General features: G+C 44.1%; 16 protein-coding genes. 9 read left to right on the top strand and 7 right to left on the bottom strand.

The window, feature by feature from the left end; all coding sequences use genetic code 11:
* On the bottom strand, nucleotides 1-391 hold a 391-nt coding region (locus tag ACKLNH_RS12455), incomplete at its 3' end, for a Na+ dependent nucleoside transporter N-terminal domain-containing protein (RefSeq protein ID WP_413112579.1).
* Between the two features lie 14 nt (nucleotides 392-405).
* Nucleotides 406-1,230, bottom strand: a complete 825-nt coding sequence (gene xapA / locus ACKLNH_RS12450; RefSeq protein ID WP_413112578.1) for a xanthosine phosphorylase — start codon at nucleotides 1,228-1,230, stop codon at nucleotides 406-408.
* 314 nt (nucleotides 1,231-1,544) lie between these two features.
* On the opposite strand from xapA, the gene ACKLNH_RS12445 reads away from it, so the two are divergent.
* Nucleotides 1,545-2,468: a LysR family transcriptional regulator gene (locus ACKLNH_RS12445; protein WP_413112577.1), complete on the top strand. Its 924-nt coding sequence runs from the start codon at nucleotides 1,545-1,547 to the stop codon at nucleotides 2,466-2,468.
* A 545-nt stretch (nucleotides 2,469-3,013) separates the two neighbouring features.
* Here the strand turns inward: ACKLNH_RS12445 and ACKLNH_RS12440 are convergent.
* Complete coding sequence (locus tag ACKLNH_RS12440; RefSeq protein ID WP_413112576.1) at nucleotides 3,014-4,621, bottom strand: NAD(P)/FAD-dependent oxidoreductase; 1,608 nt, start codon at nucleotides 4,619-4,621, stop codon at nucleotides 3,014-3,016.
* Between the two features lie 172 nt (nucleotides 4,622-4,793).
* Between ACKLNH_RS12440 and fdxA the strand changes: the two genes are divergently transcribed.
* Nucleotides 4,794-5,117 (top strand): ferredoxin FdxA, encoded by a 324-nt coding sequence (fdxA, locus tag ACKLNH_RS12435; protein WP_413112575.1) that lies wholly within the window; start codon nucleotides 4,794-4,796, stop codon nucleotides 5,115-5,117.
* Between the two features lie 127 nt (nucleotides 5,118-5,244).
* Here the strand turns inward: fdxA and rlmE are convergent, their stop codons facing one another.
* The gene (rlmE, locus tag ACKLNH_RS12430) at nucleotides 5,245-5,865 is read right to left on the bottom strand and encodes a 23S rRNA (uridine(2552)-2'-O)-methyltransferase RlmE (RefSeq protein ID WP_413112574.1); all 621 of its coding nucleotides are present in this window, start codon (nucleotides 5,863-5,865) and stop codon (nucleotides 5,245-5,247) included.
* Nucleotides 5,866-6,026: 161 nt separating this feature from the next.
* Here rlmE and ACKLNH_RS12425 point away from each other — a divergent pair, with 161 nt between their 5' ends.
* From ACKLNH_RS12425 to copI, 7 genes are all read left to right on the top strand, one after another.
* Nucleotides 6,027-6,767, top strand: a complete 741-nt coding sequence (locus ACKLNH_RS12425; RefSeq protein WP_413112573.1) for a TrmH family RNA methyltransferase — start codon at nucleotides 6,027-6,029, stop codon at nucleotides 6,765-6,767.
* A 283-nt stretch (nucleotides 6,768-7,050) separates the two neighbouring features.
* Complete coding sequence (locus ACKLNH_RS12420; RefSeq protein WP_413112572.1) at nucleotides 7,051-7,530, top strand: hypothetical protein; 480 nt, start codon at nucleotides 7,051-7,053, stop codon at nucleotides 7,528-7,530.
* Nucleotides 7,531-7,626: 96 nt separating this feature from the next.
* Nucleotides 7,627-8,991 (top strand): TolC family protein, encoded by a 1,365-nt coding sequence (locus ACKLNH_RS12415; protein ID WP_413112571.1) that lies wholly within the window; start codon nucleotides 7,627-7,629, stop codon nucleotides 8,989-8,991.
* An 11-nt stretch (nucleotides 8,992-9,002) separates the two neighbouring features.
* Complete coding sequence (locus ACKLNH_RS12410) at nucleotides 9,003-10,733, top strand: efflux RND transporter periplasmic adaptor subunit (protein ID WP_413112570.1); 1,731 nt, start codon at nucleotides 9,003-9,005, stop codon at nucleotides 10,731-10,733.
* A complete protein-coding gene (locus tag ACKLNH_RS12405) occupies nucleotides 10,730-13,885 on the top strand; it encodes an efflux RND transporter permease subunit (RefSeq protein WP_413112569.1) in 3,156 nt (1,051 codons plus the stop codon). Before ACKLNH_RS12410 ends, ACKLNH_RS12405 begins: the two co-directional genes overlap by 4 nt.
* A gap of 12 nt (nucleotides 13,886-13,897) precedes the next feature.
* On the top strand, nucleotides 13,898-14,425 hold the full coding sequence (locus ACKLNH_RS12400) for a CueP family metal-binding protein (protein WP_413112568.1): 528 nt from the start codon (nucleotides 13,898-13,900) through the stop codon (nucleotides 14,423-14,425).
* Between the two features lie 81 nt (nucleotides 14,426-14,506).
* Nucleotides 14,507-15,004 carry a copper-resistant cuproprotein CopI gene (gene copI, locus ACKLNH_RS12395; protein ID WP_413112567.1) on the top strand — a complete coding sequence of 166 codons (498 nt, stop codon included), beginning with the start codon at nucleotides 14,507-14,509 and terminating at the stop codon, nucleotides 15,002-15,004.
* Between the two features lie 164 nt (nucleotides 15,005-15,168).
* Here the strand turns inward: copI and ACKLNH_RS12390 are convergent, their stop codons facing one another.
* From ACKLNH_RS12390 to ACKLNH_RS12380, 3 genes are all read right to left on the bottom strand, one after another.
* Nucleotides 15,169-15,867, bottom strand: a complete 699-nt coding sequence (locus ACKLNH_RS12390; protein ID WP_413112566.1) for a class I SAM-dependent methyltransferase — start codon at nucleotides 15,865-15,867, stop codon at nucleotides 15,169-15,171.
* 114 nt (nucleotides 15,868-15,981) lie between these two features.
* The gene (locus ACKLNH_RS12385; RefSeq protein WP_413112565.1) at nucleotides 15,982-16,542 is read right to left on the bottom strand and encodes a hypothetical protein; all 561 of its coding nucleotides are present in this window, start codon (nucleotides 16,540-16,542) and stop codon (nucleotides 15,982-15,984) included.
* Nucleotides 16,543-17,021: 479 nt separating this feature from the next.
* A complete protein-coding gene (locus ACKLNH_RS12380; protein ID WP_413112564.1) occupies nucleotides 17,022-18,011 on the bottom strand; it encodes a 2-hydroxyacid dehydrogenase in 990 nt (329 codons plus the stop codon).
* Nucleotides 18,012-18,145 lie beyond the last annotated feature (134 nt).

Raw genomic sequence — 18,145 nt, 5'->3', positions numbered from 1 at the left:
ACACTTTAGCCATGGCTCCACCGATGATGCGAATGACATATTGCATAACACCCATGTGGTAAAGTACTGCAATTAGTGCCGAGAAGAACACCACCAATGGCAGAACATTCAAAGCAAATACGAATCCAATACCTTCGACAGAGAAATTAACTAAACTCCCGAATAAGAAATGTATGCCAGCTTTACCGCTATCGAGGACAGCATGAACACCATGTGACATACTTTCTAGAACAGTCCGTCCCAAAGGCACGTACAGTACCAATGCACCGATTCCTAGTTGTAGTAGGAATGCAGTACCGACTGTACGTAAATTAATTGCCTGCCTATTGACAGATGTCGCATAACCTATGCCGATTAGGGTTGCGATCCCTAAAAAACCGATTGCAAACATAACGCCCCCTCTACTTAAAAGTGCTTAGTCATAAATGACTTAATTAACTGGATAAAGTCGGCTTCTGCTAGTTTTGCACACTTCAAGGTTTGATCGTGCGAGAGCTCTACATCACCAAGGCCTTCAGCCATATTTGTAATGGCACAAACTGAAAGAACCGGCAGACCACAGTGTGCCGCAGAAATAACCTCAGGAACAACCGACATACCAACAACATCACCACCGATAATTTGCATCATTCTGATTTCAGCAGCCGTTTCGAAGTTAGGACCGGTATATGAAACAAACACACCTTGATTAATGTGAATATTATTTGTTTCCGCGACCTCTAACAGTTCACTGCGTAGTGATTTGTCATAAGCGTTTGCAAGACTAAAGAATCGTGGACCATACTCTTCATCATTGGCGCCAGTCATTGGAGACTCAGGCATAGTGTTAATGTGATCATGGAAAACAACCAACGAACCAACATCAATGCGCTCTGGGCGAAGAGACCCAGCGGCGTTTGTCACCAATAAGAACTCACATCCGAGCTTTTTAAAAGTTCTTACTGGGGTTGTCATCACTTTCATCGACTGATGCTCGTAATAGTGCCCTCTGCCTTTCATGCAGACGACATCAACGCCGTTCATTGAACCAAGAACCAACTCTCCAGAGTGACCTTCAACGGTGCTGACTGGGAATCCATCTAGTTCTTCATATGAGATAGTAACCTTGTCAGCCAACTCATCTGCGATCACACCTAGGCCAGAGCCAAGAATGAAGGCCGCTTTTGGCTTAAAACCAGGTTTTTTTTCCAGAATGGTTTGCAACGCGTTTACAACAGGATCGTATGTCATTTGTTTACCCATATTTAGTGTGTAATATAATTTGTTCGTCAGTAGATTACCGAAATGTAGCCATCGGATGATTGGGAAAAACATAGACATCATCCTTTTTTTAAGGATAATCAGGAGCATTAGCGGATGGTAAAACAAGCACATATGGTACTTTTTGTGACCACTCACTTAAAAGTAGCCATTGACAACTTATTTATTACATGTCGTAAGTAGCTTTAAAATGAGATCTCGTACAAATACGCGCTGGATTTTTAATTGCTGTTTTATTTACTTTTGTCCAAAAACCTTCGCTTCGTCACAAAAGGAGTTAATTGGTGATAAAAGATGATGCCATTTTAATGGAACGTGTCACTTTGAAAATGTTGCGCTATTTCGTCGCTGTTGCAGAAACAGGGCATTTTGCTAAGGCCGCAGAGCGTCTGAATATAACGACATCGCCATTAAGTGTGCAAATTAAAGAATTAGAATCCATCCTTGATGTTGAATTACTTATTCGAAACTCACGAAATGTACATCTAACTGCATCTGGTGTAGCACTTCATAAAGAGTGTGAACAAATATTCAAGGCGCTTGATCGCTCTCTAGCGAAGGTGAAAAGAATAGATCGCAGTCAAAATAATACACTGAGGATTGGATTGGTAAGCTCTGCATTTTGGGCAGGATTTACTGGTATGCTCTCGAGCTTTAGACACCTTTATCCTAACTATTTAGTTGAGATTATTGAATTGTGTCCAGAGTCTCAGAAAACTCAATTAATTGAAAAAAATATCGATATTGGCGTTTGTCGCTTTCCTGATGCACTGAACATACACCCAATGAGATCTCTGCGAGTGACAAGTGAAGACTTTATTGTTGCTGTCTCTGACCGTCATCCCCTTAAAGATAGGAAAGTCATATCAATCGCTGAACTTAGCGATTATTCCTTTAGCTTTCTTGCAAGGCGAAATTCAGCATCTGCTGATATAATTATTAATGCGTGTGAGCATGCTGGGTTTATACCATCCATTGATAACGAATTCATCGAACCAAACACCTTAATGGCATACGTCGCAAGCTTTCAAACGATAACCATAATTCCGTCAAGTTTTCGTAACCACCGGTGGAACAACATTCGCTTCATTAAATTAAAAGAAAGGCTACCAGCTAGCTTGTGTCTGGTTTACGACCATCGCTCAGCTTCACCTATAACCAAATCGTTTATCGATATGTGTAATGAATCAGAAAAAAATTGGCTTTGACTTCACATACTCGTGTAAAAAACGGTCGCTCTACCTTTGCAGACTCCGAGAGTTATGTATTAAAGCCAAACTGATCTGCACCTGCAAAACAAGACACTTCACTAAGCGACTTTCCCATACTAAAAGTTATTCGTATTTTCCTAATTTAAGTAATTAGTCTAAGAAGGTTTTGTCCAGCTCCGTGTCAGCTACTCATCCTGGCTCATGTGATCACCAAGCGATTCTGTCGTATCGTAACTACCAAGGAAATGTGACGGGAGTCACCCCCTTCACGCTAAACTGTACAGAGAAAGCGAAAGAAAGTTTCTTACAACAATTAAAGCCGCATAGACAGCCAATCACAAAATTATCAGCTTATGGTTGATTTTACGAAACCATACACTGAAATAAAAACAACCATACCTTGAAAAGCTGAAAAAGCGTACGATGCTTAAGTAAGTTTACTACAGGTATGGTTTTTTTATGGGTAAACGGGCTAACGTAGGGGTAAGCAGAGTAAATATGGCCTGACAGCGTCAGGCCTTTTCGGGTGCAGTGTTTACTCGCTATTTTTGCTCAGTCATTGCACGTGCGACGGCTTCTGCGACACGGATACCATCGATCCCTGCCGAGAGAATTCCCCCTGCATAACCCGCTCCCTCACCAGCCGGGTATAAACCTGAGGTATTAATGCTCTGACAATCTTTACCTCGTTTGATACAGATAGGCGAAGACGTACGAGTTTCAACCCCCGTCAACATACCATCAGGTTTCGAGAAACCTTTGATTTTCTTCTCGAACGCAGGAATTGCTTCACGGATTGCTTCAGTAACATACTCTGGCACCACTTTACTAAGGTCGGCAAGCGTCACGCCAGGTGTATAAGATGGCTGAACGTCACCAATTTCTTTAGTTGATTTTCCTGCCAAGAAGTCACCAATAAGCTGAGCGGGTGCATGGTAGTTTTCGCCACCTTCTTTAAATGCCAACGCTTCTAGTTTACGTTGCAACTCAATGCCTGCTAATGGATGACCTGGGTAGTCCTTTTCTGGAGAGATCCCAACCACAATGGCACTGTTAGCATTGCGTTCATGGCGAGAGTATTGGCTCATCCCGTTTGTTACCACGCGTCCCTCTTCAGATGTGGCCGCAACCACGGTTCCGCCTGGGCACATACAGAAACTATAAACGCTGCGTCCATTTTTACAGTGATGAACCAGCTTGTAGTCAGCCGCGCCCAGTAAAGGGTGCCCGGCGTTATCACCAAAACGAGAGCGGTCGATAGCACTCTGTTCATGCTCAATACGAAAGCCCACCGAGAACGGTTTCGCTTCCATAAAGACGCCTTGTTCATAAAGCGAACTAAACGTATCACGTGCACTATGGCCAACCGCCAAGATCACATGCTGACTTTTCAGGTACTCACCCGTTGATAGATGTAGCCCTTGAACCTGATTATCAACAAGATCGAGTTTATCCACACGCGTACTAAAGCGGATTTCACCACCCAGCTCGATAATTTTTGCGCGCATCTTCTCAATCATGCCGACCAGCTTGAAAGTGCCGATATGTGGCTTACTCACATATTGAATCTCTTCTGGCGCACCCGCTTCAACAAACTCATTAATGACTTTGCGACCATAATGGTTAGGATCTTTGATCTGAGTATAGAGTTTTCCATCTGAGAAAGTGCCTGCTCCACCTTCACCAAATTGCACATTTGACTCGGTATTTAACGGCTGTTTACGCCAAAAACCAAACGTATCTTTTGTACGCTCACGCACAGCTTTACCACGTTCAAGCACAATCGGTTTAAAGCCCATCTGCGCTAAGATAAGTGCCGAGAACAATCCGCAAGGACCAAAACCGATAACAACCGGTCGCTCCTCTAGCTCTTCTGGTGCCTGCGCGACAAACTTATAGCTCATGTCAGGCGTTTCTTTTACTCGGTGATCGTCAGAAAATTTTTCAAGCAGCTGAGCTTGATTGTCTACTTCGACATCAAGTGTGTAGATGAGCTGAATATTTTTGTTGTTACGGGCATCATAACCACGCTTAAACATAGTAAAGGACAACAGTTGCGCTTTTTTTATTTTGAGTTTTTCCAAAATGGCTTGTTCGAGCGCAAGCTCATCATGATCAAGGGGCAGTTTGATGTCAGTTAAACGTAGCATAGTTAAATTTCTCTTTGTATATGCCGGACGGCCTTTCCGTCAGGGCAGGATAAGATCGAAATACGAAATTATGGGCGGGATTTTACACGATATCACTCACAAAGAAACTTGTGTTTTGAGGGTTATTCTCTAAAATTACGCCACACTCGATGAATGAAGATATAGCGTTTAAATGACTTTTGTAGTGACCGAGAACTGCATCAAATGCAAGTACTCAGACTGTGTGGCGGTTTGCCCAGTCGATGCCTTTTTTGAAGGTCCTAACTTTTTAGTAATCGATCCAGATATTTGCATTGATTGCTCATTATGTGCACCTGAATGTGCAGCCAATGCCATTTGTCAGGATACAGAAATTCCACCTGATCAGATTGAGTTTATCGAGCTCAACGCGGAACTCTGTAAGGTTTGGCCTAATATTGTTGAAGTTATACCACCACCTGAGGATGCGGATGAGTGGAATGGCGTAGAAAACAAACGTCCACTGCTGGAAAGATAAAAGCTTTAAAATTAAAAGCATAGACAGTTAAATAAGATTTCTCCCCTCGGCACATTTATCCTAAGTACCCATTCCAAGGTACTCATTCTAAGGTAAAAAGTGCAAAAGGGGAGTTAATTTATTCGCCCTAACCTTTGAATCCTTTACCTACCACATAGACCTCTCGAGAGCGCGGGCGTGAAGCTGCAGGCTTACGGATAATCACTTTATTAAAGGAAGTTCGAACATCTTTAACATACTCTTCGTACCCAACGCCTTGGAAAACCTTAGCACAAAAGTTACCACCCGGTTTTAGGACATTACGCGCCATATCTAAAGCCAACTCGACGAGATACATTGAACTGTATTGGTCGGTTGTTTTTACGCCACTCAGGTTGGGCGCCATATCCGAGATAACCGCATCAACCCCTTTGCCATCAATGGTTTGCAAAATACGCTCATAAACAGCTTCATCAGTAAAATCGCCCTGAATAAAGGTAACGCCCACAATGCCATCCATAGGTAGAATATCAGAGGCGATCACTTTGCCGTTATCCCCAACGATTGGCGCGACAATCTGTGACCAACCGCCCGGTGCCGAACCTAGATCCAACGCGATATCACCCGGCTTGATCAACTGATCTTTGTCATTAATTTCAATCAGCTTATAGCTCGCTCGTGATCGATAACCATCGGCTTGAGCTTTTTTTACATAAGGATCGTTAACGTGTTCATCGAGCCATTTCTGACTGGTTTTTGAACGTGCCATAGGTTGTTCGCCATGTTGGTAAAATATAGAGAGCGTTATTGTAATCATGTCCCGTTGTTTTGCAAATATCTCCTGACTTGCAGTGGTGACATTTTGCCAAACAAAAGAGTACAATCGCTGGCGAAAACTTAGTGGGCACAATATATGAAACTGGACCATTTATGAAACTAGATAATGCAAAGAAGCTGCATCAAAAAAAATATCGTGAGGAGTTTGGTCACTATTTAGTTGAAGGGGAGCACTTGATCCTCGAGCTAGATAAAGCAGCACTGTCTCAGCCCTATCTAAAAAACACGATTTTGTATGTGACGGATGAGTATCAAGAATGGGCACAGCAACTCAATCACACATACACCATCACTGCTATTAGTAAAAAACAGATGGCTGGACTAAGTGATACTAAAACGCCACAAGGTATTATTGCCTGCGTCCCTCTACCGACTCAAACAGAGAGAGCGCCTCTGCAAGACGGTGAACGCTGTATCTACTTACATGAAGTACAAGATCCCGGCAATCTGGGCACTATTTTGCGCAGCCTAGCGTGGTTTGGTCAGTTTCGCTTATTATTAAGTCGTAACAGCGTCGATCCCTATAATCCCAAAGTAGTGCGCTCAAGCATGGGGGCTATTTTTCACTTGCCTATCGAACAAGGCGTTGAGCTTACTGAGTTAAATCAGCGCTTTGAGCGTTTTGCTTATCTTGATATGCAGGGTGACAAGGTTAACACGCCCCAATTTGCCGACTATGATTGTTACCTATTTGGTAACGAAGCGCGTGGCGTACCAAAGCAAGCCTTAGCTGATTGTAACGCTCAGCCTTTTACTATCACAGGTAGCGGGAAGATTGATTCATTAAACTTAGCCAGCGCCGTTAACATCTGCGTTTATCAGCTGTCCATATAAAAGCATCATTATAACTTTAAAGATGGACAGATGGTTGTAAGTTAATTTCACGCTATAAGCGCTGAGATTAAAAAAATACTGAATAGCAGAATTTACATGTTTAAAGCTATGTTGGCTTCTCCCCGCACTCACATTAAGAGCCTCCAAAAGGAGGCCAAATTGAATATTCCACCACAATCTCGAATTTGAAGTACATCAGTGATAATAAATCTCAAATATTGTATTGACCTTACCCCAAGGGGAACCTATAAACTGACATAATAAATAGAAAGGGACACCCGCAATGACGCATAGCCTAAAGACAATATGGATAGCAGTATTCAGCATTATTGCTATGCTGTCATCCGGCTACGTGTCTAGTTCTCCAGCCATGAGTGTAAAAATGATGCATCATGCTATGGAGTCAACAGGGTCATCAGCGATCGTTAATCCACAACATATCACTGTTGAAGAGAATAGTGGTCCTTTATACGCCACCACGCCTGCCCACTCTCAGCACCATACGGGTTCCCATTGCGAGCCACAGCAAGAAATAACGCAACATCAGCAAACTGAAAATGATGCGACGACACGCCTACACTGTGGCGAGACAGAAAGTGACATTCACTCCTGTTGCTTATCTGTATGCTCCAGTGTCTTTTATCCTATTCAACATACTAAACCTTTTACTGAATTAGCTTACTCTCTCGCGTTACGTCAACGTCAAACGATTGGCGACACCATCGCGCGTGTACAAAATATCCTTCGTCCTCCCTCCGCTTAGTTCTATCTCTCACACTTTTTAGCTCCAGACTTTCTGACGTTTCAGCCAGTTTGGAAATACTCTACGCGTTTTTAACGCCTATTGTGGATACACATTGTGATTATAGAACCAAAAACGTTTGTGCTAGCTGTTAGTGCTGGTTGTTCTGTCGTATCTATTCTTTCTTACGGGTCCGAGATAGTAACCATCTCCTCTGCGCAACAAGTTAGGGCAACACAGCAACTCAACCTGCTCATTGAAGCAGCTCTATCGCGAGATAGCAGCCGTAAACAATATTTTGCCCAATCCCAAGCAATGCTTGAAAACGGGATTGCGAGTGCAACTCTAATGGATCCCAAACTAAAAATTGGTGTCGGTGGACTGCCTGTCGATAGTTTTAGGTTCGACGAAGATCCCATGACCAACCTCTCTATTGGTCTTATGCAACAATTTGAGCGTGGTGATTCCCGCAAGCTTAATCAACAAAAGTCGACTCAGCAAGCTGAGGGATTAACCGCCCAAATCCAGCTTCGCGAGCGCGAAATAGCCAACCAAATGACGCAACTCTGGCTAGAGCTGGGTTACCAACAGCAGGCAGAGCGTCTGATTGAAGAAAACCAGCGTTTAATGGATGCCATGGTCAGCTATATCCAAACAGACTACTCGATTGGTAATAGTGAAGCCCAAGATCTACTTGCTGCACAATTACAGGTAAATATATTAGAAGATAAACGGTTAGCAAATCGGCAAACACAAGATCGCCTTATCGCGCAGCTATCTGAATGGTTGGGGAATGATTGGGTGCATGACGCACAGTCAATACAAGCCAGCAACCAGCTAACTTGGCATCACCTTGAGCGTGTACTTAGGGAAAGCAAAGCAGATAATCTGTTTTTTAATCATCTAAATCAACATCCTATGGCTCTAATGGCTGATATCAACATCTCGGTCAATCAGACTCAAGTTGAAATCGCACAGCAAGCTTATACGCCACAATTTGGCATAGAAGTAATGTACGGCTATCGCCAAGCCAACAATATGCGCGGAGAGCCGGCCTCCGATCTACTCAGTGCTTATCTGACGATGGACATCCCCCTGTTTACCACCAACAGGCAAGACCGATCTCTTTCCGCTGCACAATATAACGTTGGCGCGGCAAAGTATCAAAAAGATGCCTTGCTTGCGCAATTGCATGCCCAAGTCAATAAACTCATCGCAGATCGTACCGCCCTAGCAGAGCGAATTGAACGTTATCAGTCGAGTCTGCTGCCGCAAACCAACGCCCGTATTGAGGCCGTTGAGCGGGGATACCAAAATAATGAAGCACAATTCAATGATTTAATTACAGCGAGCACTGATAAATTGGCACTCCAACTTGAGTTACAACGCCTCCAAACCGATTGGAATTTGACGAATAGCCAGCTTGCCGCGCTGCTCAATGGTTTCGAATATCAAGTTATCCCTTTGCACAATAATAATTAAGGAACAGAGTCATGAGTACATTTAAAGTGGCAAGTTTTGCACTTGTTGTTGGCATAGGAGTCGGTGTTGGGGCTAACCATATATTCTCAACACCAATCAATGCCTTGTTATCCCATGGTGAGCACAGCCTACCAACAAAGACGGACACAAGCGGAGACAAGGAGCCACTTTATTGGGTCGCTCCCATGGATCCCAATTACCAACGAGATAAGCCAGGCAAATCACCCATGGGAATGGATCTTATCCCTGTTTATGCCGATGAACTTGAGGGGAGCAACAATAAGCCAGGCACCGTTAAAATTGACTCAGCGGTAGAAAACAACCTAGGTGTAAAAACTGACGTCGTCACCTTAGAGCCCCTATTACCGCGCATTGATACTGTTGGCTACATTAGCTTTGATGAGAGCCAACTTTGGCAGACCAATGTTCGCGTATCTGGCTGGGTGGAAACGTTAAATATCAATGCGATCGGCGAAAAAGTTAACAAAGGTGATATTTTATTTACACTCTATTCTCCTGAGTTAATTAAAGCTCAAGAGGAGCTGATCAATGCCTATAAAACCAATCGCACTGCGATGATAAAAGGGGCTACCGAGCGACTACTAACGCTTGGTGTCGACAAAGAACAGATCAATGCCATTACACGACGCGGAAAGGCGACGCAATCGATCGAAATAAAAGCACCAGAAAGTGGTGTTATCGCGAGTCTTAATATCCGAGAAGGTGGCTACCTATCGCCTGCTCAAACAGCAATAAGTGCAGGGTCGCTACGCAACATATGGGTCGACGCCGAAGTATTTGAACGACAAGCCCATTGGATAACACCAGAAAGTAAGGCAACGATGACCTTAGACACTCTGCCAGATCAACATTGGCAAGGAGATGTCGACTACATCTACCCCGTTCTGGATCCTAAAACACGCACGCTGCGGGTTCGCCTAAAATTTGCAAATCCAGAAGGTGTGCTTAAGCCAAATATGTTTGCCAATATAGCTCTAACACCACAAAGCATGACAGAGGTTCTGACGATTCCACGCTCTGCCGTGATTCGCTCTAACGACATGACACGCGTCGTTTTGGCAGAAGGGAATGGGAAATACCGCTCAGCTCGCATCAACGTTGGACGAGAGGCCGGAGACAAAATAGAGGTCCTTCAAGGGCTAGAACTGGGCGACCGCATCGTCACCTCTGCGCATTTCTTACTCGATTCAGAATCAAGTTTATCTGCTGACTTGTCACGTATTAACGGCGTACAGCAACCCGCGGAAACCGCATGGGCGAGTGGGGACATCATTAAGGTAATACAAGATAAGCGCGTATTAACCATTAACCATCAACCTGTTCCTGAATGGGGTTGGCCTGGCATGGTGATGGACTTCTCTGTTGCAGACAATATTGATATAGAACCGCTAACACAGGGAGTCAAACTCGAATTTGAAATGCGCAAAACTGAATCAGGACAATATGAAATAACCGATTACAACGAGAGTGAACAACCCGTCGAGATTGCTCGCTGGGTAACAGGCAATATCTCAACATTATTGGCAGATTTTGGCATGATCACGCTCAATCACCAACCTGTTGCGGAATGGGGTTGGACTAGCGGTGTCATGAACTTTTCTGTTGAAGAGACGGTTAATCTTGCCGATTTTGCAGAAGGTCAAAACGTCCGCTTTCTAATCGAGAAACAAGGCGCTGACTACCTACTCAAGGCACTAGAGCTTAATGAGGAGGCCTTATGATCGGAGCTATTATTCGCTGGTCAATTCAGAATAGATTACTGGTGTTAATTGCAGCACTTGCACTGACTTTCACCGGTCTGTTTAGTGTCAAGAACACTCCTATCGATGCGATTCCAGATCTCTCTGATGTCCAAGTTATCATAAAAACAAGTTATCCCGGCCAAGCGCCTCAGGTTGTCGAAGATCAGGTGACCTACCCTTTAACAACAGCAATGTTGGCGGTGCCCGGCGCTGAAACGGTTCGTGGGTTTTCGTTTTTTGGCGATTCTTATGTATACATAATATTTGATGACAGTACAGATATGTACTGGGCTCGTAGCCGCGTTCAAGAGTACATGAATCAAGTCTCACTACCAGCTGCTGCAAAACCCGAACTTGGCCCAGATGCCACTGGTGTGGGCTGGATACTTAGCTATGTGCTGCAAGACAAAACGGGCCAGCATGATCTGAGTGAGCTACGCAGTCTACAAGATTGGTTTTTAAAATATGAGTTGCAAACCGTAAACGGAGTGTCCGAAGTAGCCACCGTCGGTGGCATGGTGCGCCAATATCAGGTTCAAATTGATCCAAATAAACTCCGTGCCTATGACTTAACGCTGGCACAAGTTAATCAAGCTATAAAACTTGGTAATCAAGAAGTTGGCGCCTCCGTTATCGAAGTAGCTGAAGCTGAACATATGGTGCGCACCACTGGCTATTTAACCTCAGCGGAAGATATTGCAGCCTTGCCTTTAAAGCTATCAGACAATGGGGCCCCTTTAATGTTGGGAGACATCGCTGATATCTTTTTGGGCCCGCAAATGCGACGCGGCATTTCTGAGTTCAATGGTGAAGGCGAAGCCGTTGGCGGTGTGATAGTCATGCGCTTTGGCGAAAATGCCCGTGATGTCATTACAAACGTTAAAGCAAAAATAACGGAGCTTGAAAACGCATTACCTGAAGGCGTTGAGCTCGTGATTACTTACGACCGTTCGGGCTTAATTGATGCTGCGGTTGATAACCTTAATCGCACCTTGATCAAGGAGTTTGTGGTAGTCATCTTAGTTTGTGCGCTATTTCTATTTCATCTTCGCTCATCATTGGTGATATTACTCAGTCTTCCACTCGGCATACTGAGTGCCTTTATTGTGATGCAATGGCAAGGCATCAACGCCAATATTATGTCACTGGGCGGTATTGGTATCGCGATTGGTGCAATGGTTGATGGCGCCATCGTAATGATAGAAAACCTCCATAAGCACATTGAACGTGATGGCAATTCTGGCAAAGATCGCTGGGAGTTGGTGGCAACGGCTGCAGAAGAGGTCGGCACACCGCTGTTCTTCTCTCTTATGATTATCACCCTAAGCTTCGTACCTGTGTTTGCTCTCGAAGGTCAGGAAGGCAAAATGTTTGCACCACTGGCATTCACTAAATCCTATGCAATGGCCGCTTCTGCCGGACTGGCTGTCACACTGGTTCCCGTATTAATGGGGTATTTTGTCCGTGGCCGCATAGTCTCTGAACAAAAAAATCCTATTACACGCGTACTGATCAACACGTACAGACCACTATTGCAACTCAGCTTACGTTTTCCTAAAGCGATGATACTTGTCTCTCTAGTGCTGCTGGCCTCGGCATGGTATCCGTTTAGCAAAATGGGCAGCGAATTTATGCCACCGCTCGATGAAGGCGATCTGATGTATATGCCCACAACCTACCCGGGGATCTCCATCGGCAAAGCGCGTGAGCTATTGCAGCAGACCAACAAGTTGATCAAAACAGTACCGGAAGTAGACACGGTTTGGGGCAAGGTTGGGCGAGCCGAAACCGCCACTGATCCAGCGCCATTAACCATGATCGAAACCTTCATTCAATTGAAACCACAACAAGAGTGGCGCCCAGGCGTCACCACGGAGAGTTTACGCAGTGAGTTAGACAAATTAGTGAACTTTCCTGGGCTAAGCAATGCGTGGGTAATGCCGATTAAAACCCGTATCGACATGCTTTCGACAGGGATAAAAACCCCGGTCGGAATTAAAGTCTCTGGGCCAGATTTAAAAGTAATCGAAGAAATTGGACGCACATTAGAAGATGTTGTAATTCAGGTTCCTGGCGCGATATCTGTCTACGCAGAACGTGTGGCCGGGGGGCGATATATCACCATTGATATCGACCGACATCGCGCCTCACGCTATGGCCTGTCAATTCAAGATATTCAACAAGTTACCAGCGCTGCAATTGGAGGAATGAAAGTTGCTGAAACTGTAGAGGGGTTAGAACGCTATCCTATCAATGTTCGTTACCCACAGCACTATCGCGACTCGGCTTATGCTTTAGAGAACTTACCACTCGTCACACCATTAGGGGCGCACATCACTTTGGCAGACGTTGCAACTGTCCGGTATGAGGATGGTCCTCCAATGATAAAAACTGAAAATGCACGCCCCAACGGATGGATCTTTGTTGATATAGAAGGGCGCGACCTTGGCAGTTTTGTCGCTGAAGCTCGCCAGCGCGTCACCAATGAGGTCAACCTCCCGACAGGCTATGCCATCAACTGGTCTGGGCAATACGAATATATGCAACGTGCCATGGAGAAACTGAAGGTTGTCGTCCCTGTAACACTCGGCATTATCTTTATCCTACTTTATATGAGCTTTCGTCGTTTGGGTGAAGTTGCCATTATTGTAGGTACATTGCCACTTGCACTCGTTGGTGGGTTATGGTTGATGTATGCGCTTGATTATAACCTATCGATTGCAGTTGGTGTCGGGTTCATTGCGCTCGCAGGTGTGGCAGTGGAGACCGCTATCATTATGTTGGTCTATTTAAATCAGGCATGGCAACACCGTGTTGATGAGCGACAGCAACAAGGGCTGTCACTAACAGACCAAGATCTTGAACAAGCGATATTGGAAGGCGCAGGACAGCGTATTCGTCCAGTGATGATGACTGACCTTACTGTCGTTATCGGCCTCATTCCGATAATGATAAGCACTGGCACCGGTTCTGAAGTGATGCAGCGCATTGCCGCCCCTATGCTAGGAGGCTCAATCTCATCGGCCTTATTAACTCTGCTGGTTTTACCTTCAATCTATAAGATATGGAAAACCTACTCATTTCGACTACAACATACTCAAAGCACAGTAACTCAGGTGAGTTCAAACTAAAGGAATTACTCAATGAACAAGATCAATAAAGCCTTAGTAATGGCAGCACTCATTAGCACATTTAATGCCGCAGCGATGACAGCTGAAGCGTTTTCAAAACTCACACCACAGCAAGCGCTAGAGCAATCCCATCAGTGGCACCGCACGGGAGAGGCCAGCGTGAAAGTGCTTCCGCAGAGCCTAGAGGCGACGCTGCCTTCTGGTGAGCAAGTTTCAATGCCGCTGGGCGATCAATTCTTACTCTCCATTGCACCTTTTGTCCACCAGACTCATGCTTGCACTTACCATGTTCCGACTGGATGTCAGGGAGAAATGGTGGAAGAAACCATGCATCTAACCATTAAAGATGCTATTTCCGGCGAAATACTCAAAGACGAACAAGTTACTACACAAAAAGATGGCTTTCTTGATGTTTGGGTGCCACGCGGCGGCGAATATCAATTTGATATCCGTCAAGGAGGTTTAACAGCATCGGAAATTCTCAGTAGTGAGGGTAACAGCCGCACCTGCATTACAACCATGCAATTAACTGCACTGTAGTAATAGAACAGTAATTCAAAGATAGGCAGCCCCTATAAACATTAAGCATCAATTTGATTGATATAAAACGAGAGAATTAATATGAAAAAATCACTATTTGCTATCCTGCTAATCACCATTACCGCAGGCGCGTTCGCAGCGATGGATCACTCCCAAATGGATCACTCAAAAATGGACCATGGTAATATGATGAATATGGAGGGCATGTCTGACGTTGGAATGCCCGCAATGGGCGCTAAGCCAGATAAGGTCATCCATGTACTGTTAAATGATGATATGAGCATCACCTTCAAAGATGACGTAACAATCGAGCCTAATGATGTGGTCCAGTTTGTGGTAATGAATGCAGGTAAAATAGACCATGAGTTCACCATTGGCTCAACAGAAGAGCAGATAGCTCATCGAGAAATGATGAAAGAAATGCATCATCACAACCACGATTTTAATAACTCTGTTTCCGTTGCGCCAGGAAAAGCTCAGCAGTTATTGTGGCATTTCCATGGTGATAACAATGTAGAGTTTGCTTGCAATATCTTAGGTCATGCCGAAGCAGGGATGATAAAACGTATTTCGTTGTAACAAATGTGCCAAAGCCTGATTAACTCAGGCTTTGGTTTGGTTACGCCTGTCATCGCGTTTATTGCAATTCTAACCTTAACTACTGTGCAAAATATATTAACCACATTAAGCAGCAGATAAAGAAGTCCATTATTATCGTTGCTCTTTTCAGCGGCGGCTTGATATTATTGTTTGACATTGGCAGGTTTAGAGCCACCGTACACTGCAAAGTTGTAGTACTTCCAAATCACATCAATATTCACAAAACCTAAATCCTTCAACCAATCAATCTGGCTCATTAGCTTTGCAGGGCTATCCTCTTCACGATATTTAGGTAACCACTTATTATCTATCTCGTCAGAAGAAACAGACTGCAGCATGAAAGATTTCCATTTGCTGAGATAGGTCGATTGCAGTGTATCGGATGAGGCTAATACAACATCAGCATTGAGAAAAATACCGCTTGGAAGAAGAGCATCATAGATCTTTTGATAGAAGTGAATTTTATCGTTGTCGCTGACAATATGGTGCAGCGCCAGCGATGATACAACCACGTCGTAACGATCTTGAAATTGAAATGTATCGAAATTCCCAACTTCATAGCGAATACCATCAAAAGCCTGAAGCTTCAACTTAGACATTTCTATCATTTTCTCGGCTAAATCTAAGCACTTGATCTTCGCATTGGGGAAAGCCTCTTTGACCTTCAGTGAAATGGTGCCAGTACCGCACCCAAGATCAATTACGTTAATGGGTTTTGAACGGTCAAATGGGATAGAAGAAATCATGCTATCGATCATTTCTAAGTAGTGAGGGATCAGTTTTAAAATTATCTCATCGAATTCTTGGGCTTCTTCCTCAAAATGTGCCTTTACAGTATCCATACCTAATTTCCTGTGCGTATTACCTATAATCTCGAGACGTTGCCTTATTGAACGAAGCCGTTGTACGGCAGAGTAAAGTGTCAGATGAAAGTGCTGGTTGAATGCCCTGTTCGCTTACTTGCCCGTCACTAAACGAGTTAGTCTGCGAGCTATCAAAAATATAATCATCAATGTCAGTACGATAAAATAAACCATCGTTGATACACTCTTAGCTAATGTAAAGGTGCTACTGGTAGTAACTAAACTCTCTGAGAGAGTGGGATAATCTCGAATCATCAACCAGATAAAAATGTTTTCAACATAATCAAGTACACACACAAATATTGGGATAACGGTTATATACCGCCAAATGCGATGACTGAGCCTACCAACAATGATTAACCATTGGAACAAAGAAAAATAGCAAAGTGCGAACAAAATTGGATAAAAGATATCCAGAGTCAATTGTAGAGAAACATAGACTTCACGCCCTTCTTCACCAAGCGCCGTTAACAAAGCCATAGCGTCTTGATAGCTATAACCCAATGGGGACATATCAAATATCGGTATTCCGCCCGAATGCTGCATAAGCATTGGAATGCTATATATAACCATGATGAGATACACAGTATTAGCTGCAACAAACAGCGCCAATACTAACTTCCCTGTGATTCGAGGTTGAATCCCTTTAGACATTGTATATCCTTATAAAGCCCTCAATTCTTGTTGTAACACCATCACTCGAAGATTTACAAAGACATAAATAGAATTAAGCCAACGAAACCTATTCGCTACAACTTCCTGTATGAGCAAAACTTATCAGCCTAACGCTACAAGGTAAACGGCCTGCGAGTATCGATGCCTATTCTCGTGCTATCCGTCGGAGAAATCAGTTCTTTAATTGCAGTGCTGATACATATTTAACTCGTTCGATAATATCCATACGTTTCCTATTAACCTAGCAGCCTATTAGGCTGCCCACTGTTTTATGCCATGCTGCTAGTAAATTGATTTGTCACTGGCGCATCAGGCTTTTCAATACAAGCATGTCAATGTATCTCACATGACTCGACCAACGGGCGGGAGTGCAATAAAAAGCGGCATAAACGAGTTGCTATCGTTTATGCCGCTTTACGCTTCGTCTTAATCTTGGGTATTGCGCTGTACGCGAATGATTACAAGAAGTTACTATCCGTCATGCTTTTTGCAAAGCAGTCGATGTTAGCGAGCGTTACCTCAGATATATTGTGCAACGCCTCTTGGGTTAAGAAGGCCTGATGACCCGTAAACAGTACATTGTGACAGGCTGACAGGCGGCGGAACACATCATCGACAATCACATCGTTTGACTTGTCTTGGAAGAACAGCTGTTTTTCGCTTTCATACACATCCAAGCCCAATGAGCCAATCCGACCTTGTTTTAACGCTTCAATCGCTGCCGCAGAATCGAGGAGTTCACCACGGCTGGTATTGATGATCATCACACCATCCTTCATCTTGGCAAATGCCACCTGATTAAGTAGATGATAATTCTCTTTCGTCATCGGGCAATGGAGCGAGATGATGTCAGATTGGCTAATTAAGGTATCAAGTGAGCAATACTCACCGCCAAGTTCGGTTGCAACCTTGCTTGGGTATGGGTCATAACACAGCACCCTCATGCCAAGTCCTCTTAGAATGCGCAGTGTCGCGAGCCCTATCTTTCCCGTTCCAATAATACCGGCAGTCCGGCCATGGAAATTAAAACCGACTAAGCCTTCTAGGGAAAAGTTAGCATCGCGGGTACGTTGGTATGCCTTATGAAATCGGCGATTTAACGTCATCATCAGCCCAACAGCGTGCTCGGCAATGGCCTCAGGTGAATAAGCGGGGACGTGCGCTACAGCAATGCCATTTGCCTTTGCAGCGACAAGATCAACGTTATTAAATCCTGCGCATCGAAGGGCAACCATCTTCACTCCGAAAGAAGCGAGCTTTTCCAATGTTAGGCGAGAAAGATCATCATTAACAAAGGCACAGACTACCTCACATCCTTTTGCCATCTTTGCGGTTTTCTCTGTGAGCAGAAAATCATAAAAATGGTAATTAACCCTATGATCTCCTTTTGCCTGCTCAAAAGATTGTTGATCGTAAGACTTGGTACTAAAGAAGGCGATATTGATCACGATAGCGTTCTCATATAAATGAAAGACATTTACAGTCTACTCGAGAAAATTCACCTCGGCGCATTAAAACATGCGGACTTCGTTATGCTTGATCATGATAAAGAGGTATGGCGCTACATGTACACCACCTCTTC

This window comes from Thaumasiovibrio clandestinus (assembly GCF_047250365.1).
Lineage (GTDB): Bacteria > Pseudomonadota > Gammaproteobacteria > Enterobacterales > Vibrionaceae > Thaumasiovibrio.
This window is presented reverse-complemented; position numbering and strand designations above follow the sequence as displayed.